Raw genomic sequence first — 22,721 nt, 5'->3', positions numbered from 1 at the left:
CGTTGCGTCGCCTCCGTGCCGGCAACCGAAGATGGTTTGCGGTGGCCGGCACGCAGAACCAATCACACTAAAGAGAAAGAGCAGATGGAGACAAGCAAACCTGGACGACCCGGGATCGCGAGCCGCTGGGCTGTCCTCGCGCTCCTCGCGATCGGTGTGCTGATTTCCTTTGTCGATCGCACCAGCATTTCTTCGACACTGGCGGACGCAGGCTTCGTTCGACATTTTTCGCTGACGAACGTCGATCGCGGCTGGATCAACTCGGCTTTCTTCTGGTCGTATGGTCTGTTCCAGGTGCCGATGGGCTATGTGGCTGACCGCTACGGCGTGAAGTGGCCTTACGCAATCAGCTTTGCGCTGTGGTGTATCGCGACCGCGCTCATGGGGGCGGTGACGGCGCTCGCGAGCCTGGTCGTCATGCGTCTGATCATCGGCATGGCCGAAGCGATCGTGATTCCTGCGAGCTATCGCTGGATTCGCAACAATTTCGACGAAAGTCAAAACGGCCTGGCTGTAGGCCTCCTCGCAATGGGGAACAAGTTTGGTCCCGCACTCGGCGCGCCGGTGGGCGCCTGGTTCATCGTCAATTATTCGTGGCAAGTCATGTTCATCGCGACGGGTCTTGTCGGGTTGATCTGGTTGGCTCCGTGGCTTCTGCTGGTCCGGAACGACCTTCCCTCCAGAACGCAGCTCACGGCGGCGAATCGAAGCGCCCGTACAGTCAGTCTCGGCAGCATCCTGTCCAGCCCGGTGGTGTGGGGCGGAATGATCACGAACTTTTGCTACGGCTATTTCACGTTCTATTGCATGACGTGGATGCCGGCCTATCTGGTCGAGCAACGCGGCCTGTCGATTTCAAGGTCCGGGCTCTATACGTTCTTCAGCTTCGCCGGAATCGCGATCGTCGCGGCGATCGCGGGCTGGGCAGCGGACCGGATCATCGCCCGGGGAGGCGACCCGATTCGGGTGCGCAAGGCTTTCACTATCGCGGGCTTCGTGGGCGGATGCACGGTTCTGCTCGGCGCCTATGCCCATTCACTTGAGATGGCGCTGTTCTGGAATGTGCTCTCGCTCTCGCTGCTCGGCTTGACCACCGCGAACAACCTCGTGCTATCACGCCTGACCTTGATTCCGAAGCAGACGATCGGACTGGTCACGGGCGTGCAGCAGGTGGCCACCAGTCTCGCGGGCGGCGTGGCGGCAAGTCTGTCGGGTTGGTTGCTCCACGTCAGTGGAAGCTATGACCTGCCGATGCTCATGATCCTGGTCTTCCTGCTGATCGGCGCGTTGACCACGATGATCCTGTTCCGTCCCGAATGGGCGCCCAAGGTAACCGAAACGCACGGCTCGCTGCGGCAAGCCTAGAAAGCACGGCATGGCCGGACCAGCCGGCCTTGATGCACACATTAATTCATTGAGAAACCATATATGGCGAAGATCGTATTCGGGATGGCAGTGCCGCATAGCGGCATGCTCGGTCAAGCACCGGAGGACTGGCTGAAGAACGGGGAACGGGATCGCAACAATCCGGAGTTGTGGTACCGCAACCGGACCTGGACCTATCCCGAGCTGGAAGCGCACCGCGAAGCAGCATTCGAGAAATTCCTGACGCTCGAGGAGCGCACTGCGCGCGCCACACGCTGCCGTACCGCGCTCGATGCGATGGCCGCGGCCTACCGCGACGCCAACATCGACGTCGCGATCATTCTGGGCAAAGACCAGAAGGAAATCTTCACCGATTTCTCGCCATCGATCGCGATCTACAGCGGCGAAGAAGTTCACAACGGGCCACCGCAGCGCGCTGTCTATGCACCCGACCACCACGTCACACACAAGTGTCATCCGAAGCTGGCCGCGTATCTCATCGAGCATTTCCAGGGCGAAGGTTTCGATCTGACCGATCTTTTTGCGTGGCCCGACAACGTGTGGATGAAGCCGCTGCCTGAGTATCCGGTGGTACCGCATGCCTACAGCTTCGTTTATCACCAGATCATGGGCGACAACCCGCCGCCGCATGTGCCAATCATCATGAATTGCTTCTATCCGCCGACGCAGCCTTCGATGTCGCGCTGCATCGAATTTGGACGGGTGCTGCGCGATGCGATCAATGCATGGCCTGACGATGTGCGGGTCGGCATTTTCGCCTCGGGCGGTTTGTCCCACTTCGTCAACGACGAAGAGTTCGACCACAGCATCATGAAGATGCTGGCCGACTACGACTATGACGGCCTGGCCGCCGTGGATGACCGCTCGTATCAGTCGGGCACTTCCGAAATCAAGCTCTACGTGAGCGTGATGAAGGCGGTTCAGGAAACGGGCGCCGAGATGACGCTGGTCGACTACGTCCCCTGTTGGCGCACGCCTGCCGGCACCGGCGAGGGGATGGGTTTCATGTACTGGAAAGCGGCCGACTGATCCGGCTTCATGCAACCCCTGTGGACCCAATCACCGAGAGAGAAAGACCATGAGCGACACCCGCCTCAATAGCATTATTCGCGCTTTCGAATCCGGTAAGCCGGCCTTCGCTGCGTTTTCCAAGCTGGACAAGCAGTCCGCCATCGAGATGAGCGACGCGCCTTATGACGGCATCGTCTTCGAGATGGAACATAACCCCTACGACGTATCGGCGCTGGGTGATGCGATGCAGTACATGCTGAACCGGAAGCAGATTGCCGAATCCGGCTCGGTCGCGCCGCGCGTTACGCCAATTGCGCGTATTCCCGCCAACGGCGCGGAAATGAATCAGTCCTTTGCCAAGCAGGTGCTCGATCGCGGCGCCTATGGCGTGGTGTGGCCGCATGTATCGACGGTGGAGCAAGCCTATAACGCCGTCGCGTCGTGCCGTTACGCCCGGCCCAAGGACGCACCGCTGTACGAGCCCAAGGGAATCCGCGGTGACGGCCCCGCCAACGCGGCACGCTACTGGGGTTTGAGCATGGCCGATTACTACAAGAAGGCAGATGTCTGGCCATTGGCCCCCGAGGGCGAAATTCTGGTCGGGTTGATGTGCGAAAGCACGGAGGCGATTGAAAACCTCGATGACATTCTGGCGAATGTGCCGGGTATCGGCTTCATCCTCATTGGCGAGGGCGATCTCAGTCAGCAACTGGGCCATCCGCGCGATTACGAGCACCCGGTTGTAGCCGACGCCATGCGGCAGATCGTCGAGACCTGCCACAAGCACAAGGTGGTGGTAGGCAATCCCCATGTCAACGCCAAGAATCACAAGCGGCTGCTCGAAGAGGGTTACCGCTTCCTGATGTCGGCTCCGCTGAAAAGCTATGGCGTGGTCGGCATGGCGCGCGAGATGGCGGGGTATTGAATGAACGGAGCCGAAAGCCTGGTTCAGACGCTCACCGATCAGGGCGTCGACATTTGCTTCGCGAACCCGGGTACCTCGGAGATGCACTTTCTGAAGGCGCTCGAGAATCCACGCATGCGCAGCGTCCTGTGTCTTTTTGAAGGTGTCTGCACGGGCGCCGCGGACGGCTATTACCGGATGAAAGAGACGCCGGCATCCACACTCCTGCACCTCGGGCCGGGACTCGCGAATGGGCTCGCCAATATCCACAATGCCAAACGGGCATCGTCGGGTATGGTCAACATCGTGGGTGAGCATTCGGCCGCGCACCTGAAGTACGACCCACCGCTGACGTCCGACATCGAAGGTCTGGCACGGCCGCTGAGTCATTGGGTGCGCCGCGTCGAGTCGCCGCGCGCGGTGGCTTGGGACGTTGCAACCGCGGTGAGCAAGGCGAGCGAACACGTGGGGCAGATTGCAACGCTCATCCTGCCTGGTGATACCTCGTGGCAGGAGGCGGGCGAGCAGGTCGCGCCGCCGAGCACCGTAGCCGCCGCAGCGAAGACTCCAGACGTTGCGCGCATCGAGCACATTGCGCAGGTGCTGCGTTCGGGCGAGCCCGCGCTCATGGTCCTCGCCGGCCACTCGACACGCGGTCGCGCGCTCGAACTGGCGGGCAAGATCAAGGCGGCGACCGGCTGTCGCATCGCGACGCAATTCTTTAGTGCGCGGATCGAACGCGGGGCAGGGCGGGTCACGCTCGAACGTATTCCTTACGCAGTCGGACAAGCCGTCGAGTATCTGAACAGCTTCAAACACATCATCACGGTCGAGACGACCGAGCCGATCGCTTTCTTTAGCTATCCAGACAAACCGAGCTTGCTCAAGTCACCCGGCACCAGTGTTCATGCGCTGGTTGAGATGGGCGAGGATAGCGCCGCCGGCCTCGACATGCTGGTTCAGGCGCTCGGCGCGACGAACACGGCAGGCGTCCTCCAGCAGCGTTCGGATGCGACGCCGCCGACCGGCGCTCTGGGGCCCGCCAGCATTGCCCAGGCGCTGGCCGCCGCGCTGCCGGAAAACTGCATCCTCGTCGACGAATCGCTGACCACCGGCCGCGAGACGATGGGGTTGACCGTTGGCGCTGCCCCTCATGACCTCATCAACAACATGGGCGGCTCGATCGGCTATGGCACGCCGGTCGCCACCGGCGCTGCGCTGGCCTGCCCCGACCGGCGTGTGTTTTGCATGGTCGGTGATGGCAGCGCCATGTACACCATCCAGTCGCTGTGGACGCAGGCACGCGAGGGCCTGAACATCACGACCATCATCTTTGCCAACAACAGCTACGCCATCCTGAAGGCCGAGTACGCCAACATGGGCGCCGGTGCGCCAGGGGCGCGCGCGCTGGCCATGATCGATATCGATCGTCCGCGTATCGACTGGCTGGCCATGGCGAAAAGCATGGGCGTTCCCGCCGTCGCCGTGGACACAGCCGAAGCTTTCCACAAGGCCATGGCCGACTCGGTGCACGAGCCTGGCCCGTGTCTCATCGAGGTACGGCTGTAAACCCATTCAAGCCTAAGGACGAACATCAATGACAACGACACTGAACAGGGTGCCCACAGAGGTGCCAACATTACGCGCCAATCTGGCCGACTATCCGGTCACGAAGGCGATGAAGGGCGGGCGGGTGAGTTCGGACATCGTCAAGCTCGACTATTGCGGACCGACTCCGGCACATAACGGCTTCAAGGCAATGGTTCGAGAAAACGCCTTCGACGCGGGCGAGCTCGCGATCGTCACCTTTTTGCAGGCGAAAGCCTACGGCAAGCCTTATGTCATGCTGCCGACGCCGATATCTGGGCGCTTCCAGCATCATTGCGCCGGCTTCAACATCGACTTTGGCCACCTCGACCCGAAGGATATCGAAGGCAAGAAGGTCGGCGTTCGCACCTATACCCAAACGACTGCGCTCTGGATCCGGGGCATTCTGCGTCACGAATACGGTGTCGATCTGGACAAGGTGACCTGGATGACACTCGGCGACGGGCATCTCGCCGAATATCGCGATCCGGATAACTGCGTGCGCCTGCCCGCGGGATCCTCGATCCCGCAGATGATGCTAGATGGCGAGTTGAGCGCGGCCTTGCTCGGTGAAGATATGCCGAAAGACCCGCGTGTGCGCACGCTCGTTCCCGATGCGCAGGCCGCGGCCAAAGACTGGTTTGCGCGGGAAGGCGTTGTGCCGATCAACCACATGTTCGTGGTGCATGAGGACGTGTCGAAGCAGCGGCCGGACATCGTTCGCGAGCTGTATCGGATGATTGTCGAAAGCCGCGCATTGACTGAAGGCGGCGTGCCGGCCATCTTTCCACCGATCGGACTGGAAGAGAACCGCAAAGGACTTCAATTGGCAATCGATTGGGCGCTGGACCAGAAGATCATTCCACATCGCCTGTCGGTCGACGAACTGTTCGATGACGTCACGGGGAATCTGGGCTGAATGCTCGCTGAGCAATGACGGAACACGGAAAGGAGCGGCAGGAAACGGAAGCACGATGCGTCGACGAAAGTGGCGGTGCAGGAGCGGTTGAGCGGTGTCACGCCGCTCACCTACGCATAATTAATGGAGGCATTACGCTGTGTATTTAACTTCGTCTTTGAAGAAACTCCTGGCTTGTACGGCAATCGGGGGCGCCTGGATTTTCATTTCAGCGGGAGCAAGTGCCGCGCAAAATGGAACCTTGTTGCTCAACCGCGTCGGTCCGGTGACTTCCGAGCTGTATGTGTCCAATGCAGACGGGACAGATGAACACAAGCTGATTCCGACCGCGGGTTTTGATTATCACGCGGCGTTCTCGAAAAACGGGCAATGGATCGTGTTCACGTCGGAGCGTGACGGCCTGGGTGAGTCAAATCTCAATCGTGTCAAAGTGGATGGTACGGGCCTGCAGCAGCTCACCAATCACATTGCCGTTGACGATGCCGCCGTTTTTTCGCCCACCGACTCTAACCTCATTGCATTCGTCTCGTCACGCAGGGGCGCGAGCGATTTCGGAACCACCAACATCTGGACACTGAACATTGCGACTGGTGCGCTGAACAACGTCACGGGTGCGCTGAAATTCGATCCCACCAAACCGCATAGCTATTTCAGACCTTCCTGGTCCCCAGACGGCAAATGGCTTGCCATTTCTTCCGATACGGGCAGCGATTGGCGCGGCCACAATCTGCCGGTTGGCTGGGAACGCACGCAGGAAAGCAGCATCTATCTCATCAGACCCGACGGCTCCGGCTGGAAGAAAATTGCCGGCAATCCAGGCTTTGACGAAGGGTCGCCATCCTGGTCACCGGACGGCAAGCGTGTCGTGTTTTATGAAACGCCCGTGGAGTCGACTTGGGGCGCGCACCGTCCGGAGTTGATCAATAAAGTCAGCTCGCAACTGGTGTCGGTGGAATTGTCCGACCTTGCCAGGACGACTTTGACGTCGACGCCCGGCTTCAAGGTATTCCCGCAGTATCTGAGTGAGACCAACGTCGCGTATCACGTCAAGGGCGGCGACACTGAGGGTATCTACACCACGGCTGGCATGTTCCGATCCACGAGCAACACGGGCATTCGCTCGCCACGCTATTCGTCGGACGGCAGCAAGATGGTCTACGAAAAAATATCGCTTCGACCCGCGCATGCAAATGGCACGGCGCTGTTCAGCTTCGATCCTGCGTGGAAGTACACCTACATCGACGTCTTCCCGCAGCTGTCAGTGGATCGCCAGAAATTGGTGTACACAGAGAAGGCGATCAACTCTTCCATTGCCATCATCAATCCGGACTTCTCTGGCTATACGCGAATTTACGACCCAGCCACCAGTGGTCTCGATCAGGACATGATCAAGAAGGGCCTGGCCGGCGCATTTCAGCCCACCTGGTCACCGGATCGGCAGTGGGTGGCGTTCGGCGTGGGCCAATGGTTCTTTACGCGTGCTGCCGGCCCAGGCCGGATCATGCGTATCAAGGCCGACGGCAGCATGAACGGCCACGCGGAGGCCTTGACCGACGGTTCCATCAATTCGGGCTACCCGAGCTACTCGCCGGACGGGAAGAAGATCGTCTACCGCGTATGGAGTCCCAAGGTGCAGGGGCTGCGCATTCTCGATCTGGATACACGCGCCACCACCGTTCTGACCAGCGAGGCAGACAACCTGCCGGGCTGGTCGCCGGATGGCAGCAAGATCGTGTTCACCCGCAAGCTGATCGACCCAACCGATCCGAACAAATTCAACTATGACGTGTTCACGATCAAACCCGATGGCACGGGTCTGACGCGCCTGACTTCGGATGGATCGAACCAGGGCCATGCTGTCTGGACCTGGGATGGCCGGCTCGCGTACAGTTCAGGCACCTATGGCTTCAGGGACGAACTCGCGCTGTACGACAACAGCTTCCAACCTGACGGCCAGAACTGGGTGATGAATGCGGATGGGACGGATCAGCATCCGATCACGGATACCTTGTGGGAAGAGGCGATGCCGTTGTACGTTCCCAACCCGTAATCCGGTCCTCGCAGCGGCATGAAAAAAGCGCTGTGCTTTCGCACAGCGCTTTTCTATTCGGAGTGTTCTTTACTCAACAGCGTTACCCTGCACCTAAGCAGAGGTCTGCGTTTCTGCGTGCCGGGGTTCGTGAGCAATGTCGTTGACTTTTGGCGCCCATTTGCGCTGAAGCAGAACCACGGTGCTCGTTGCACCGATCAGCAAGAAGGCGAAGATCGCCATCATGGGTAGTGTGTAGCTGCCGCCATGATGGAGCAACCAGCCTGAAAGGCTGGCTGAGATACCGCCCGCGAGACTGGTGGCGACCTGTTGGAGTCCTGTGTTCAAGCCGACCGCCTGCCTGGGGATCAAGGTTAGTTTACACAGCGCCAGGTTATTCGCGGTGACAAGGCCAAGCAACGAGAGTGAGAGCACGTTCCAGAACAGTGCCATCTCGAGCGAAGGGGCGTAGGCGCCGAGCAGAACGGTTGTTCCGCCAATAAAGCCGGCAACGATGAAGCATTTACGCACGACAACGGCATCGTTGCCGCGGGCGATAATCCGGTCCGCGGCCCATCCCGCGATCGCGGCGACGATGGCGATGCCCACAAAGCTGAAGAAGGTGTAGAGCCCGGATTTCTCGAGAGAAAGGCCGCGTTGCTCGACCAGGTAGGCTGGCATCCAGGTCATGCAATAGAAGGCGAAATAGCTGTAGCAGAAGTTATTGATCAGCCCGCCCCAGACGACCGGACTCGACAGCAAGTTTCTGAGCGGCACCGAGGAGGCCAGGTGTATCGCCGCCGCAAGTTGCCCTCTGGAGGGATAGTCGTTCCTCACCATCAGCAGCCATGGCACCAGCCAGATCAGTCCGACCAGCCCAGTCGCAATGAACATCATCTTCCAGGAATACGTGACGATCATCCAGGCTGCAATCGGCGCGCCGAGTGCAGGCCCCATCTTGCCGCCAATCGAAAAGATACCGAGTGCTGTGCCTTTTTGGGTCTCCTCGAAGTTGTTGGCGAGATAGCGATAGGTGGCCGGGACCACGACAGCTTCGGCCACGCCGATGAGCAGACGCATGACGATCAGGGCGGACAGCGTCGTCACCATGCCTGTGGCCGCCGCCGCAATGCACCACAGCACGAAACAGATCGAGTAAGGCCATTTCACGCCATAGCGATCAACCAGCCAACCCATAGGCATCTGAACGAGACCATAGGACCAGAAGACGGCCGAATTGAGCCAGCCACGCTCGACGCTCGTCAGTGAAAATTCTCGAACGAAGCTCTTGTCCGCTAGCGCGGAAGACAGACTCGTGCGATCAACAAACGAAATCAGCAGCCCGAGCGCGAGGAGAACGAGAATGCTCCAGGGATTCTCGGGCGCTGATCGCTTAGTTAGATTTGTCTCCATTGTGTTCTCTCTTGTCGTGAAGAGAGTTCGGAGACGCCGAAGTCTCTTCCAGTTCGTAAGGTGATCGGCTACGAACGTTTGTCCGATGTTATCAGCAAGGCCATCCAGCGCGCACAGCCAACCACGCGGGAGCACTTTGAAGCGCAACTGGCCGAAGGAAACGATCCATGGCAGCGTAGCCTACGGACGTGGTGAAGGGCTAGCGTTTCTCGATGGAGGAAGAGCGACGTCGATGAACTCCGTCAAACAACGATTGGCAACCCGCATGACGAGTCGCCAATGATCACGCTCACGAGGGTCGCTGATTAGAAGTGAATTTCGGCCATCAGCATGGGGACGGACGTTATCGTGCCGACCGTTTCGCTAGTCGGCGTGCCGTACATGTGATGCCAGTACTCGTAACCGACGCCCGCATACACCGCACGCGGATGACCGGCGAATGAACCCAGATCGGCTAGCAGTGATACGCGTGTGAGAAATTCCGTCGTCGTCTCAACACCGAAACCGTCCTTTCCTTTCGGCCCGGTCAGGCTGGCAAACCCGCGCAATACCAGCGGCAACGGTCCCACCCGGAACGGGAAGAGCCATGAGCTCTCGATGTGCCACGCGGTATTGAAGCGTACGTCGACGCCGGTAATGCCGTTATGGTTGCTCTCAGTTCGAAGACCCGCAGTGAGATTCAGGAACCCGCGCGGCAACGCGAACTCGATAGTCGGACCGAAAACGAGCATGCGCGCACGCTCTCCGTAGGCGTCGTTCTTGGTGCCAAATTCAAAGCCGCCGGTCAGGCCGACGTCCCGAATGATGCCGATGCCCACCGGCCGCCCAAGAATTTTTCCGGCACTCAACTCGATTCGGCCAACGCTATACACCTCCTGCGCTCCACCTGAGGAGGGACCACCAGCCTCCGGGTTCGCGGAGTTCGAGACGAGGTAATCCACGTTGAATGCGTAACTACCGAACCTGAAACCACCGGTCGTCGTGAGATAACCAATGTTCTGGGCAACTTTGTCGGGAACGCCAGGGTAGTGAAAATCACTGCCGTAGCGGTAGCCGATATACGTATCGTTCCACGATACAGGCGGCGCGCCGGTGACTTCCCCCGATTTCAAGTCCGGTGCAGTGAGGGGCGCGGCACTGTTCGTCTGGGTCTGGTGGGTCTGCGATGGAGCCGATTCACTAGGTGCGGTGTACACCTCCGCGTAACCGAACTCGCTCAAACAGCAGAACATGGCCACACCGAGAAGCGGCTTGCGCAAAGCGACTGATATTTTCGTCATGTCTCCGTCCATATAGATTTTCTTATTGCGGCCGCACCGTCAGCAACTGGCTGAGCAATTCAACGCAGATCATTCTGTCGCGGTTGTAACGAATGGTATGGGACGCCCGATCGGCTGCCTCTACACAAAAGTTAGATTCGCTGGCATTTTTTTGTCGCGTGGTGGAGGGGGTGTCTGCGGCAGATCGTCGGCGAAGTGAACTGTGCGGTGAACGCGATGCGACGGCGGGAGCCAGTCATTGAATTCGTCGGCGAAAGACCCTTTCGCTGAATTGCTCGAAAAAATGCCAGTGAATCTAGTTTTTGTGTAGGGACGTGCGATCGCACATCCAATATTCCCACTTCGAAGCCAGTGCGTCCGGTGACTGGAGCCTTCTTCGAATCGTCCACGCGCGATGGCGAACGCGCAGGATGAATACACGGTCCGGCAATCGGACCGTGCCACGTCGCCCAGAAAATACATATGCAGTGGCACGTGGCCCGGATCTGTGCGCGCGGCGCAAACAGCGCGCACGAATCGAGTCCACGCGCGCCATGGGCTCCATCTCATCGAGACGCATGCGCTTGCGTCGATGCGTCAGGTCAAGAACGCGGCAGTCCGCTACGCGAACGGGCCCTTTCGTGCGGCTGCAGGATATGAACAGGCGGCCAATGCGGCCGGAACCTCAATCCTGAAGATTTTCAATGCAGGGGGCTCTGTCGGGTGGGGGCTGCCCGGTTCTATCTGGCATACCATACGGAGCATCAGATCGATAACAGCGTGAAGCGTGACGTCTACGAAGCATCGGGTTCGTACTCGTTTAGTTCCGCTGACCAGCTTTCGCTTATGTATGGTTATGCGCATGATCAAACAGGCAAGGGGAACAACGCACAGCAAGTGGGCTTGACCTATTCCTACTCCCTTTCCAGGCTGACCACTCTATATGGCTCTACTGGGTTTATCCAGAATCGGAATCGCGCGCAATTCACGCTCAACGGCACCGGGTATACCGGTATTGCGGTCGCGCCGGGCGCTGACACGCGCGGCATCATCGTTGGAATGTTGCATAGATTCTGATGGTGACGGCATCGGTGCCGGGAGATCGATGCCATCGTTCGGGTAAATCGCAGGTCATGCCTCGCCGAAATGTATGGAAAAATATGGGCTGTTTTCGCGGCTCCATGAGAGGGTTATGATGGAATCGAAAAAATAAGGACCGCGCGGAATCAGCGCCAGAAGTCTTCTGCGTAAGGCCGGAATGTCAATGACGGCCGCTACCCAATCGATTCGGCGGCCAAGGAGACTTTATGACACATAGTGCCGTGGCAAAGTACCAGCCCAAATCGATCCCCAAAACAATGCTGACAACCGTTCCAAAGGTCCGTTTGTACGTTGAACGCCCTGAGGATGAAAACTGGTTTGTACACGTTGGGCATGTCACCGACCGGGGCCGCTGGCGCACTGAACCTCACGCGCATCCTGCCTATGGCCAGGTGATATTCGTTCGTAGCGGGCGCGGTGTAATGAATCTCGAGGGTAGCAGTGTGCCATTCGAGGGTCCGTGTGCCTTGCTGTTGCCGACCGAATGCGTTCACGGTCTCGACTATGAGATCGACGCTGACAGATGGGTCGTGACGATCGAGGTAGCCTATCTGACGCAGGTTAACGCCAAACTCCGTGAGTTCATCGCGCTCTGGGCCTTGCCCCGAATGATCCCACTCTCCTATTCCGCCGAGGCGGGAATGGAGTTTGCCAGCTTGATCGAGAGCCTTAAGCAGGAGGTCGAGTCAGATGCTGTCGGCCATGTGGTCGGTACAGAAGCACTGCTTACGACGCTTCTGCTCATGCTGGTTCGTGAAACACGTTTGGACCAGACTGACAATGACGGTGCAACACGCAACGATGTTCGCCAGGTTGATCGCTTCCGTAAGTTGATTGACGAACATTACCGGGAGAACTTACCGCTTCAGGACTATGCGTCAATGATGGCCATCTCCTTGGTGCAACTGCGTGCGGCCTGTGCTTCCGCTGCGGAGCAAAGCCCTACAAAAATGATTCACGCACGCATTATCACTGAGGCAAAGCGCAACCTCATTTTCGGCGACATGTCGGTGGAGCAGATCGCCTTTTGGCTTGGCTTTGCAGACGCCGCGTACTTTACGCGTTTCTTCCGGAGAGAAGTCGGTCAAGCGCCAAGCCAGTTTCGCCTCGCTGCTCGACAGCAGGCTCAGCGCAAGGTCCTGTCGCAGTAGGTGGGGCTGTGATTCGGATGGACCCTGAATGTGCAATAGGCGCGATCGAAAAATACCAGTGAATCTGATTTTTGTGCAGGGACGCGCGGTGGCGAATCGAATACGCTTAGCCAGCCCGTTCACCCCGTTGACAATGCTGAGACCGTTGATCGCTTTCACCGACATTGCGTCGTGGTGAGCCGGGGTCGGGAATAACGGATGATTGCCCGCACGCATTCCTTGAGCAATATGGAGCCAGACTGCGTGTGCATTCTTCCCACACTATCTGACCTCCAAGCTAGCGGACTATGACACGGCCCCACCAGAGAAACAGGTTGATGCGGTACGGAGCTGTGGCGGTATTTATAACGCTTACGTTGTTAGCCGGAATGTACAGCGGCCGCAACAGTGCCGCTACGTTACTGGAACATGCACAAACGGAACTCGTCTACGTGGGAACACAGGAGCGGCAGATTCACGCGCTGCGCTTCGACGCGTCCACCGGCAAACTGACCGTCATCGGCCCGGTTGCTGAGGGGCTGAAATCCACATGGGTCGCTGCGCATCCTCGCTTGCCGATCCTCTATGCGGTCGACGATGACAATACGAGAGAGGGAAGTGTCACCGCATATGCCGTGGATCGCGGGACCGGCGCGCTCACCAGATTGAACGAGGTCGCCACAGGCGGTAGCGGAACCACGAATCTGGGCTTGGACATACCCTCCATGACCTTACTCGCTGCCAATTACGGCGGTGGGTCCGTATCGAGCATCGAGGTCAACGGCGACGGAAGCCTGGGCTCACTCGCGTCCACGATCAAGGAGGCAGGTTCCGGGCCGAACCGGCGGCAAGCGAGCGCGCATGCCCACAGCGCCGCAGTCGATCCGTCCGGCCGATACGCACTCGTTCCCGATCTGGGTGCTGATCGCGTGTTCGTTTACGGCTTTGACAGGGTCACCCATACGTTGTCGCCGGACGATGCGGCCCATCCGCGGTCTTTCATTGCCCCGCAGGGCAGCGGTCCGCGCCATCTGGCTTTCGGCGTGGATGGCCAGTTCGTTTATCTGCTGACCGAACTGACTGCCGAGATCATGGTGCTACGTTGGGACGCGTCGCAAGGGCGGTTGACGCTTGTGCAATCGGTGCCGACAAGCAGCCCGCAATTTCAGGGTGTGAAAAGCGGCGCCGAGGTCGCGGTCAGCCACGACGGGCGTTTTGTCTATGTCGAAGACCGTGGAGAAAACGCGCTAGTTGTCTATCGCGTTAGCCCCGATTCGGGAGAGCTTTCGTTGGTTCAGCGCACGTCCTCGGGCGGTGAGAGGCCATGGGGATTTGCAATCCACCCGTCGGGAAAATGGATACTGGTCGCCAACCAACGCAGCGGCAAAGTGAATGTGTTCAGCATCGACCCGGTGTCAGGCATGGTGTCGGATACCGGGCAATCGGTCGACATACCTGCTCCTGTCAGTATCGCGTTTGTGAGGTGATGGACCCTCCCGGCGGACCGATCTCCGGAACCGCCGGGAAGGGTTTCAAGCAGCAACGAGCAGCCAATAGATAAACCCAAAAATCCAAACAATACAGTAACAAAAACTGGCTTTAGCTGGATACGATAGTGGAAAAATCTGCCTGTAGGCCGCAAAGCCAGTCTTTACCAACGGGCATTCATTCCCTTTCCAAACTAGCCCTCAACGCCTCCTATGCCACGCCCGATCGTTGCACAGATTCATCCCGCCGCAGTCAGCCACAACCTCTCCATCGTCAAGCAAAGGGCTTCTCGATCACGGGCTTGGGCCGTGGTCAAAGCCAACGCATACGGACACGGAATCGATCGCGTTTTCCCGGCACTCGCGGATGCCGACGGCATTGCGTTACTCGATCTCGACGAAGCAGTCCGTGTGCGTGAGTTGGGTTGGACCAAGCCGGTCCTTCTTCTGGAAGGCGTGTTCAAGCCAGGTGACGTGCAAATCGCTCAGAAGTTCGATCTTTCCATGGCTGTGCATTGTCGTGAGCAACTCGATCTGTTGCGCTTGTCGCCGTCGCATGAACGCGTCAACGTGCATCTGAAGATGAACTCCGGAATGAACCGACTCGGATTCCGGCCCGATGCGTATCGTGCCGCGTGGGAGCAGGCCAGATCGATTGCGGGCATTGCGGACATCACGTTGATGAGCCACTTCGCGAATGCTGATGATGGCGACGTGGCATGGCAGATGGATCGCTTCGATGCGGTGACTCAAGACATACCGGGTCAACGAAGCCTCGCGAATTCAGCGGCCGTTCTGTGGCATCCCCAGGCGCATCGAGATTGGGTGCGGCCAGGTGTCGTGCTGTACGGCGGTTCACCCACCGGTCAGTCGCGCCACATTGACGACGTGGGCTTGCGCGCTTCGATGACACTCAGGAGCGAAGTGATCGGTGTGCAGTCGTTGTCGGCGGAGGAAACGGTTGGGTACGGCCGCGCCTTCGCCGCGAACCGCGAGATGCGTATTGGTGTGGTCGCATGCGGGTATGCGGACGGATACCCGCGGCACGCGTCGACGGGTACGCCCATCGCTATCGACGGCGTCATGACGCAGGTAGTGGGCCGTGTTTCGATGGACATGCTCACGGTCGATCTGACGCCGTGCCCGCATGCGCAGATCGGTTCCAAGGTCGAACTGTGGGGCGACCAGGTCAAGATCGATGACGTCGCTCACGCATCCGGAACGATCGGGTACGAGCTGATGTGCGCTTTGGCAAAGCGGGTGCCTGTAGAAATAGCCTGAATGACCGCATCTCTCGTCGGACCGTGAAGCAATCCGCAAGGGATGCTCGCGTCTTCGGACGGGAGGCGCCGCCGCATTGCCTGTAGGACAGGCGTAATGGTGTCCAATGAGGGTGTCCAATGAGGGTGTCTAATAAGGGTGTCTAATAAGCCAGCGCAATTGCGTTGTAACGGACAGTGGGTGTTTACGTAATAATTGCGAGGCGTGTCCGAGTCGACCCATTAACCATTAAAAATGCGCAGGTCATGGCTTTCAGCGAACCAAGGTCTCCATTTTTCAAATGGGTGGTGTCCTCCGCTCAGAACCTGAGCGCCGACAATCGGCAAATATTGCTTGCCAACCTGTTCACTCGAACCGCGTCGATTGTCTTTGCGTCGATCTGCGAAATCAGTGTCTGCGCAACCGCTTACTACCTTTATCCCAGAGCCCTTTACGCGTGGTGGGGCGGCGCCGTGTTTGCGCTGCTGATAACGCGTCTCACGTTGATCTGGCTGTGCTGCGAGCGCAGTGCCCGCAATCTGCCAACCCCTACCTCAGCTTTTCTCTTTGCCAGTCTTCTCTGGGCGGTCCTGTTCGGCTATGGCACTTTTTTGTGCAATACCAGCGGAAATCAGACGCTTTTTCTGCTCGGCAACGTTTGCGCCGTGGGTGTGATCGGCGGACTAGCCGGGCGCAATGCAGGCACACCCAGACTGGTGCTTCTCCAGATTTCGTTCATTCTCGGGCTGTTGGGTTGCGGGGCGGCGCTTTCTCCCGGCTCCGGCAAGCTCGTGCTGCTGTTTCAGGCGCCGTTTTGCGCGGCGGGCTTCTTTACCGTGGCATTGCGCAGCAATCGCGACACCGTTGCGTTACTGCTGGCGCGCGAAAGCAGTCATCGGTTGGCTCACCAGGACAGTCTCACAGGCCTGCCTAACCGCGCCCGCATTACCGAGCTGCTGCTGGAACGTACGGCGGCAGGCTCGTTACGGCAGAATCATCGATTTGCGGTTCTACTAATCGACCTCGACGGCTTCAAGGCGATCAATGACAGCCTCGGTCACGCCGCCGGCGATCAGATCCTTCAGGAAGCGGCGATTCGATTGCGTGAAGTATTGCCGACTGGCGACCTGGTCGGACGCCTCGCCGGCGACGAGTTTGTTGCCATTACCGACGGCACGGCGTTGACCCGCGACGTCCATTTGCTGGCAGACCGTATCGTCAAAACGCTCGCGCGACCTTTCACACTCAGCGAAGCGTTGGTGCATATCGGCGCGAGCGTGGGCGTCTCGCTCTATCCGGAGCACGCAAAGACGGGACCACAATTGCTGATCTGCGCGGACCGCGCGTTGTACGCCGTCAAGCGCAGTGGCAAAAGTGCCTTCTCTATCTTCGATGCCGTCAGGCACGCATCCGACGAAAGTTTGAGCCTTCTGCGAAGCGATCTGGAAGGCGCGATGCAGTCTTATAGCGATCTGCGCATGGAGTATCAACCGATCGTCGATCTCGCCGACGATACGATTTCCGGCCGTGAGGCGCTGCTTCGCTGGACACACCCGACGCGCGGTGAGCTTTCCCCATCCTCATTCATTCCGACGGCCGAACGTACGGGCCTTATCCTCGCACTCGGTGAGTGGGCGTTGCTGCAATCCTGTACGGAAGCTGTCACATGGCGTGATGCAGTGAGCGTTGCCGTGAATGTTTCGCCGGTGCAATTGCGGGAGGAATCGTTCGCGTCGACGGTTGCGGCGATCCTCAGCAAGACGGGATTGCCGCCCGCGCGCCTGAATATCGAAGTCACGGAAACGGTATTGTTGAGCGACGATATCGTCACCCGGCACAACGTCGAGAACCTTCGCGCATTGGGAATCGGCCTCGCGCTCGACGATTTCGGCACAGGATTCTCAACCATGTCGACGCTTGTGCGCTTCTCATTCGACAAGCTGAAGATCGACAGCTCGTTCGTAAAAGAGTCCGTGCATCGACGCGAATCCGCGGCCGTGGTTCGCGGGATTGTGGCGTTGGCACGAGAGATCGGCATGCCCACTACGGCGGAAGGCATTGAGACGCAGGAGCAGTTGAATTTCGTGCGCGTCTGCGGATGCACGCACGCTCAGGGTTTTCTTCTGGGCAAACCGGTCCGGAGTGAAGAGATCCCGCACCTCGAAAAAAGGCTGGCTGCGCATTCCGCGGATAAGGCTTGAGAGATTTTATCGACCGGCATGATATTAGTTTCCGCGGCGTTGGCCGACCAGTCACAGGACAGAGTGGCGTGACCTTCTGCGCGTGCCGCTCGTGGCGGATTGGCCACGTCCAAGATAGGCGTCGCGCAACGTATCCAGTTCCAGCAGCGTCTCTGCCTTCCCATGCGCAACCACGCGGCCGCCTTCGAGCACATACCCGGACTGCGCATACTGCAGTGCGATCGCTGCATTCTGCTCTGCCAGCAGGAAGCTGACGCCGTCGTCGCGATTGAGTGCTGCCACCGTCTCGAAGATCTCTTCGACGACTTGCGGGGCGAGCCCCATCGACGGTTCGTCGAGCAACACCAGGGAAGGCCGCGCCATCAACGCGCGGCCTATCGCGACCATCTGTTGTTCGCCGCCGGACGTATAGCCTGCAAGCGCCTTACGACGCTCCTTGAGTCGCGGGAAGGTGCCGTAGATACGTTCGAGATCCACCTCGAGATCAGCGCGGGCAGGCCGCCGCACGAACGCGCCGAGCCGAAGATTCTCCTCCACGGACAAATGCGCAAAGCAGCGCCGTCCCTCCAGCACCTGAACGAGGCCGCGTTCGGCGAGCGTCCACGGGTCCGCATCGGTAATCGCATCGCCGCGATATGCGATGCGGCCCGACGTGAGCTCGCCCCGTTCTGCGCGAATCAGGCTCGAGATGGCCTTCAGCGTGGTCGTTTTTCCCGCGCCATTGCCGCCCAGCAAGGCGACGATGGCGCCGGACGGCACGGTCAGCGAAACGCCGCGCAATGCCGGAATGAGCTGGCTGTAGGTCACGGCGATGTCCTCGACCTGCAGAATCGGGGCTGCGCTCATGCTCAGAGATCCTTGCTGCAATCGCGCGGCGTAATGCCCTTTTCCTTGGCATACGCGTTCGCCGATTTCTCGATGATCGGGCGCAACAGTGCACGATCGGCCTGAACCCAGCCGCTAATCACCTTCCATTGCTGACCGTCCCATTGCTGGAAGCGGACGGCGCCGCCGCCTTCGTGATCGGAGCATGAGAGCTTCAGCGGTTGAACCAGGCCGTACGCACCCAACTGCTTCAGACGCGCGTCGTCGAGATTCAAGTGCTCAAACCCCCAGCGCACCTGTTCGCCCGTAAGCGGTTTGTCGCCGAACCTGGCCTGAGCCACGCGCAGCGCTTCGACGTTGAGAATGCCGTTGACGACGCCCAGGTTGTAATACACCGTACCGAAGCGCGCCGGGTCCTTCAGGTTGCCGTTGCCGGGTTTGATCACATATTGATTGATCGCCTGAAGTACCGGAAAGTCGGTTCCGGACGGATGCGTGGTAATCGAAATGAAACCCTTCGCGGCGTCGCCTGCCGGGCGCGCATCTTCTTCCGAATTACTCCAGATGTTGCCGATGATGTGATTCGCCGGGAAGCCGACCTTCTGCGCGGACTTCAACGCGACCGGATTCATCACGCCCCAGCCACGCAGAATCACCCAGTCCGGATTGATCCGGTGGATAGTGAGCCACTGCGAGCCTTGTTCATTACCCGGATGCGGGACTTCGATCTGCGTGAGTTCGAAGCCGTACTTCTTGGAGAGCGCATCGAGCACGGGAATCGTCTCGCGGCCATAAGGGGAACCATGGTAGAGCACCACGATCTTCTTGCCTTTCAGCTGATTCAATCCGCCTGACTGCTGGCCGATGTAATTCACGATCGCCGAGACTTCGCTATATGGGTTGAGTTGAAGCGGAAACACGTACGGAAATACTGCGCCGTCCGTGGAATCCGTGCGGCCGTGATTGATCGTGACGAGCGGGATCTTGTCGACGGTCGAACGATCGAGCGTCGCATAGGCGATCCCGACCGAGAGCGGATTGGTCGCCGCAGCCGGCGCGCCGTTCAGGCCGCTCTTGAGTCGCTCGTAGCACTCCACGCCTTTTTCCACGACGTATTCGGTTTCGCATTCGCTCCACGTCAGCTTGACCCCATTGACGCCGCCATCACGCTTGTTAATGAGGTTCATATAGTCGATAAAGCCGCCGAAGAAGCCACTGCCGCCCGCCGCATACGGCCCGACGCGGTAGCTTTGCAGCGGGAAGTATTCTTCGCCCGCAGCTTGCGCGGTGGGCGCAAATGCGGCGGTAAGGGCAAGCATCAGGCTCGCGGCAGCGGCGACGCGCGAGACTGTCCCGCGCCTTTTGAAGGAGTCGATGAAATTCATACTGGATGGACCTTGAATGGATAAACGATGGATTAAAGGGTGATGCGTGAAAGCGAAGTCATGGGCGCAGCGGCCAGTCATGCAGACGATTCCACGCGGTCTGAACCAGTCTTGCGAGTCCGTCCGGTTCCTTGATGAGAAAAACGATGATCAGCGTGCCGAAGAGGATCTTCTGCAGGTTCTGCAACTGACCGGCTTCAATGCCGATGGTGGCTAGTGCGCCTGCGGCATTGGAGAGAAGAATGGGCAGCAACACGATGAAGGCCGCCCCGAGAAAATTGCCACCGATGCTCCCCATGCCGCCAATGATGATGATGAACAGCACCTGAAACGACAGATTGAGATCGAAGCCGTGCGGCTCGACCGTGCCCAGATAGGCAAATGCCCACAACGCGCCGGCAATGCCGATCACAAATGAACTCAGCGCGAAGGCGAGCAACTTGGTGCGGCCGGTCGGGATGCCGATCACGCGTGCGGCTGTGTCCATATCGCGCACGGCCATCCAGCGTCGGCCGAGTTCGCTGCGCACGAGGCGGGTCGCAAGAATGAAAAGGACGGTGGTGACGCCGAGTACGAGCAGATAGCGTGCGGCCGGCGTGTCGATTTTCCAGCCGAATGCCGTCAGGCGGGGCGCGCTGAGTACGCCCGAGGTGTCGTTGTTGGAAAACCAGCTGACTCGCGTGAAGATCCATTCGACAAAGAACTGCGCAGCCAGCGTGGAGACGATCAGGTAGAAGCCTTTGATACGCAGACTCGGCAAACCGAACACCGCGCCCACGGCGGCAGTGATCAATCCCCCGAGCAATAGGTCGACGACCAGCGGCAACCCCGGCACCCGCACCATGAGGTTGTAGGTGGCATAGGCGCCGACCGACATGAACGCCGCGGAGCCGAGCGAGAGCTGGCCCGCGTAGCCCGTAACCAGGTTCAGCCCGAGTCCCGCAAGTGACAGCACGAGGAACGGAATCAGAATGGCATTGAGCCAGTAGTCGTTGCCGAGGATCGGCACGGCGACGAACGCAATCAGCGCGAGAATCGCCGCGAACCATAGCTTTAGCCCCGGCAATTGCAGCGAGTACGGTTTGAACCGACGTAGTGTGTTCTGCGTGGTGTGAAGAGATGACATAGCGAGCCTCACACGCGTTCAACGGCGGGTTCGCCGAACAGACCGACTGGCCGCGCGAGCAGGAATAGCATCGCGAGCAGATAGGGAAACCAGTTTTCGATCCCGCCACCGAGCAGGCTGCCGACATAGACTTCGGCAAGCTTTTCCGACGCGCCAATCAGCAGGCCGCCGACAATCGCCCCGCCGATCGACGAAAACCCGCCGATGATCAGCACCGGCAGCGCCTTCAGCACCACCAGCGAGAGCGAGAACTGCACACCGAGCCGAGCGCCCCACAGGAGCCCCGCCACGAGGCTGACAAAGCCGGCGAGAGCCCATACGATCGCCCACACGCGCGGCAGCCGTATGCCGATAGCGAGCGCGGCGAGCGGATCGTCGGCGACTGCGCGCAGCGACAGCCCGAGCCGCGTGCGCTGGGTCAGAAGCGACAGGCCGATTACCAGTACGCCGGCGGTCGCCGCGGCAAAGACGTCGAACTGGCTAATCATGACGCCGGCCAGGTTCAGCGGTTTGTCGTCGATGCCGAGGTCCAGACCGTGCACCTGGGCGCCCCAGAATAGTTGCGCGGCGCCTTCGAGAATGAAGCTCAAGCCGAGCGTCGCCATGAACAGAACAATGGGCGGCCGATTCACCAGCGGTCGCAAAACGAGCCGGCCGATCAGCAACGCAATCAGCACCAGGGCCGCTAACGTGATCGCAAATGCCAGCACGGGGTGCACGTGCCGCTCGACGAGGCTCACGTACGTAAGCGCACCGAACAGCACCATCGAACCCTGCGCGAAATTGAACACGCCGGACGCTTTGTAGATCAGCACGAAGCCGATCGCGACCATCGAATACATCACGCCCGCCAGCAGTCCGCCGACGAGTACTTCGAGGAAAAATCCCATGTCGTTCAATCTCTCAGTGACGAGTGCCGAGATAAGCGGCCAGTACGTCCGGGTTGGTGCGCACGTCGGCAGGGGCGCCGTCGGCGATCTTCTTGCCGTAATCGAGCACCACCACGTGATCCGACAGGTCCATCACCACGCCGATGTCGTGCTCGATCAGCACGACAGTCACGCCGAATTGCGTGTTGGCGTCGAGTACATAACCGGCCATTGCACGTTTTTCGTCTGCATTCATGCCGGCCATCGGTTCGTCGAGCAGTAAGAGACGTGGCTCGGCGGCGAGTGCGCGGGCCAGTTCAACGCGCTTTTGCACGCCGTACGGCAGGGTGCCGACGGTGGTATGCCGGTAGCGCTGCAAGTCAAGCGCTTCGATAACGACTTCGGCATAACGCCGCTGTACCGTTTCGTCGCGGGGCGCGCGGCCAATGCTCAAAGTCTGCTCAAACCATGTGCTGCGCCGATGCAGATTGCGGCCGGTGAGCACGTTGTCCAGCACGCTCATCCGTCGAAACAGTGCGATGTTCTGAAACGTACGGGCAATGCCGCTGTGCGCCGCGTGATACGGATTCATGCGCCGATAGACGCGACCGTCGAAATTAACGTTGCCTTGCTGCGGTTGATAGACGCCGTTGATCACGTTGAGTAGCGAGCTTTTTCCCGCGCCGTTCGGACCGATCAGTGCGCAGATCTCACCCGTGTGCACGGCGAAGCTGATATCGGTGACCGCTTTCACGCCCTTGAACGACAGCGAGATATGGTCGAGCGAGAGCAAGGCGTTTGAGGATGAAGTCATTGGACGTGGAGTCAT

General features: G+C 59.3%; 18 protein-coding genes. 11 read left to right on the top strand and 7 right to left on the bottom strand.

The genetic code is table 11. The features are described 5' to 3' along the window. Positions 1-84 precede the first annotated feature (84 nt). The 6 genes from M0D68_RS02300 (at position 85) to M0D68_RS02275 (ending at position 7,857) form a co-directional block, all read left to right on the top strand. Positions 85-1,365, top strand: coding sequence for an MFS transporter (locus M0D68_RS02300; RefSeq protein ID WP_200619006.1), 1,281 nt, complete (start codon positions 85-87; stop codon positions 1,363-1,365). A 63-nt stretch (positions 1,366-1,428) separates the two neighbouring features. Continuing rightward, positions 1,429-2,415 carry a protocatechuate 3,4-dioxygenase gene (locus M0D68_RS02295; protein ID WP_200651770.1) on the top strand — a complete coding sequence of 329 codons (987 nt, stop codon included), beginning with the start codon at positions 1,429-1,431 and terminating at the stop codon, positions 2,413-2,415. Between the two features lie 49 nt (positions 2,416-2,464). Next, positions 2,465-3,322, top strand: a complete 858-nt coding sequence (locus M0D68_RS02290; protein ID WP_200619008.1) for an HpcH/HpaI aldolase/citrate lyase family protein — start codon at positions 2,465-2,467, stop codon at positions 3,320-3,322. Beyond that, the gene (locus tag M0D68_RS02285; RefSeq protein WP_266223667.1) at positions 3,323-4,870 is read left to right on the top strand and encodes an acetolactate synthase large subunit; all 1,548 of its coding nucleotides are present in this window, start codon (positions 3,323-3,325) and stop codon (positions 4,868-4,870) included. A gap of 28 nt (positions 4,871-4,898) precedes the next feature. Further along, a complete protein-coding gene (locus M0D68_RS02280; protein WP_266223666.1) occupies positions 4,899-5,807 on the top strand; it encodes a phosphate ABC transporter substrate-binding protein in 909 nt (302 codons plus the stop codon). Positions 5,808-6,051: 244 nt separating this feature from the next. Next, positions 6,052-7,857, top strand: a complete 1,806-nt coding sequence (locus M0D68_RS02275; RefSeq protein WP_266223665.1) for a hypothetical protein — start codon at positions 6,052-6,054, stop codon at positions 7,855-7,857. Between the two features lie 93 nt (positions 7,858-7,950). Here M0D68_RS02275 and M0D68_RS02270 read toward each other — a convergent pair whose 3' ends face one another. Next, positions 7,951-9,249 carry an MFS transporter gene (locus M0D68_RS02270; RefSeq protein ID WP_266223664.1) on the bottom strand — a complete coding sequence of 433 codons (1,299 nt, stop codon included), beginning with the start codon at positions 9,247-9,249 and terminating at the stop codon, positions 7,951-7,953. Positions 9,250-9,554: 305 nt separating this feature from the next. After that, positions 9,555-10,529, bottom strand: a complete 975-nt coding sequence (locus tag M0D68_RS02265; protein WP_266223663.1) for a hypothetical protein — start codon at positions 10,527-10,529, stop codon at positions 9,555-9,557. A gap of 759 nt (positions 10,530-11,288) precedes the next feature. Here M0D68_RS02265 and M0D68_RS02260 point away from each other — a divergent pair. From M0D68_RS02260 to M0D68_RS02240, 5 genes are all read left to right on the top strand, one after another. After that, positions 11,289-11,585, top strand: coding sequence for a porin (locus M0D68_RS02260; protein WP_266223662.1), 297 nt, complete (start codon positions 11,289-11,291; stop codon positions 11,583-11,585). 230 nt (positions 11,586-11,815) lie between these two features. Continuing rightward, positions 11,816-12,760, top strand: a complete 945-nt coding sequence (locus tag M0D68_RS02255; protein ID WP_266223661.1) for a helix-turn-helix domain-containing protein — start codon at positions 11,816-11,818, stop codon at positions 12,758-12,760. Positions 12,761-13,092: 332 nt separating this feature from the next. Next, positions 13,093-14,226, top strand: coding sequence for a lactonase family protein (locus tag M0D68_RS02250; protein ID WP_266223660.1), 1,134 nt, complete (start codon positions 13,093-13,095; stop codon positions 14,224-14,226). A 213-nt stretch (positions 14,227-14,439) separates the two neighbouring features. Further along, a complete protein-coding gene (gene alr / locus M0D68_RS02245; protein ID WP_266223659.1) occupies positions 14,440-15,507 on the top strand; it encodes an alanine racemase in 1,068 nt (355 codons plus the stop codon). Positions 15,508-15,752: 245 nt separating this feature from the next. Then, positions 15,753-17,687 (top strand): bifunctional diguanylate cyclase/phosphodiesterase, encoded by a 1,935-nt coding sequence (locus tag M0D68_RS02240; protein ID WP_200619016.1) that lies wholly within the window; start codon positions 15,753-15,755, stop codon positions 17,685-17,687. 51 nt (positions 17,688-17,738) lie between these two features. Here the strand turns inward: M0D68_RS02240 and M0D68_RS02235 are convergent, their stop codons facing one another. The 5 genes from M0D68_RS02235 to M0D68_RS02215 all read right to left on the bottom strand — a co-directional run bounded on the left by M0D68_RS02235 (position 17,739) and on the right by M0D68_RS02215 (position 22,706). Further along, positions 17,739-18,533, bottom strand: coding sequence for an ABC transporter ATP-binding protein (locus tag M0D68_RS02235; RefSeq protein WP_266223658.1), 795 nt, complete (start codon positions 18,531-18,533; stop codon positions 17,739-17,741). 2 nt (positions 18,534-18,535) lie between these two features. Continuing rightward, complete coding sequence (locus tag M0D68_RS02230; protein ID WP_234487558.1) at positions 18,536-19,831, bottom strand: ABC transporter substrate-binding protein; 1,296 nt, start codon at positions 19,829-19,831, stop codon at positions 18,536-18,538. Between the two features lie 124 nt (positions 19,832-19,955). Continuing rightward, entirely contained in the window at positions 19,956-21,023 is a 1,068-nt protein-coding gene (locus M0D68_RS02225; RefSeq protein ID WP_266223657.1) for a branched-chain amino acid ABC transporter permease, read from the bottom strand. An 8-nt stretch (positions 21,024-21,031) separates the two neighbouring features. Next, the gene (locus M0D68_RS02220; RefSeq protein ID WP_256457020.1) at positions 21,032-21,913 is read right to left on the bottom strand and encodes a branched-chain amino acid ABC transporter permease; all 882 of its coding nucleotides are present in this window, start codon (positions 21,911-21,913) and stop codon (positions 21,032-21,034) included. Positions 21,914-21,926: 13 nt separating this feature from the next. Continuing rightward, a complete protein-coding gene (locus M0D68_RS02215) occupies positions 21,927-22,706 on the bottom strand; it encodes an ABC transporter ATP-binding protein (RefSeq protein ID WP_200619021.1) in 780 nt (259 codons plus the stop codon). Between the last annotated feature and the right edge of the window lie 15 nt (positions 22,707-22,721).

It is taken from the genome of Paraburkholderia sp. SEWSISQ10-3 4, assembly GCF_030464785.1.
Taxonomy (GTDB): domain Bacteria; phylum Pseudomonadota; class Gammaproteobacteria; order Burkholderiales; family Burkholderiaceae; genus Paraburkholderia; species Paraburkholderia aspalathi.
Note: the sequence above shows the minus strand (reverse complement) of the source record. Positions and strands in the feature narration are given on the sequence as shown.

Bases quoted from the DNA above. Each gene is read 5' to 3' on its own strand.
- M0D68_RS02215 (WP_200619021.1), bottom strand. From the start codon at position 22,706: ATGACTTCATCCTCAAACGCCTTGCTCTCGCTCGACCATATCTCGCTG.
- M0D68_RS02225 (WP_266223657.1), bottom strand. From the start codon at position 21,023: ATGTCATCTCTTCACACCACGCAGAACACACTACGTCGGTTCAAACCG.
- M0D68_RS02300 (WP_200619006.1), top strand. From the start codon at position 85: ATGGAGACAAGCAAACCTGGACGACCCGGGATCGCGAGCCGCTGGGCT.
- alr (WP_266223659.1), top strand. From the start codon at position 14,440: ATGCCACGCCCGATCGTTGCACAGATTCATCCCGCCGCAGTCAGCCAC.
- M0D68_RS02235 (WP_266223658.1), bottom strand. From the start codon at position 18,533: ATGAGCGCAGCCCCGATTCTGCAGGTCGAGGACATCGCCGTGACCTAC.
- M0D68_RS02290 (WP_200619008.1), top strand. From the start codon at position 2,465: ATGAGCGACACCCGCCTCAATAGCATTATTCGCGCTTTCGAATCCGGT.
- M0D68_RS02280 (WP_266223666.1), top strand. From the start codon at position 4,899: ATGACAACGACACTGAACAGGGTGCCCACAGAGGTGCCAACATTACGC.
- M0D68_RS02255 (WP_266223661.1), top strand. From the start codon at position 11,816: ATGACACATAGTGCCGTGGCAAAGTACCAGCCCAAATCGATCCCCAAA.
- M0D68_RS02285 (WP_266223667.1), top strand. From the start codon at position 3,323: ATGAACGGAGCCGAAAGCCTGGTTCAGACGCTCACCGATCAGGGCGTC.
- M0D68_RS02220 (WP_256457020.1), bottom strand. From the start codon at position 21,913: ATGGGATTTTTCCTCGAAGTACTCGTCGGCGGACTGCTGGCGGGCGTG.
- M0D68_RS02230 (WP_234487558.1), bottom strand. From the start codon at position 19,831: ATGCTTGCCCTTACCGCCGCATTTGCGCCCACCGCGCAAGCTGCGGGC.
- M0D68_RS02240 (WP_200619016.1), top strand. From the start codon at position 15,753: ATGGCTTTCAGCGAACCAAGGTCTCCATTTTTCAAATGGGTGGTGTCC.
- M0D68_RS02295 (WP_200651770.1), top strand. From the start codon at position 1,429: ATGGCGAAGATCGTATTCGGGATGGCAGTGCCGCATAGCGGCATGCTC.
- M0D68_RS02265 (WP_266223663.1), bottom strand. From the start codon at position 10,529: ATGACGAAAATATCAGTCGCTTTGCGCAAGCCGCTTCTCGGTGTGGCC.
- M0D68_RS02270 (WP_266223664.1), bottom strand. From the start codon at position 9,249: ATGGAGACAAATCTAACTAAGCGATCAGCGCCCGAGAATCCCTGGAGC.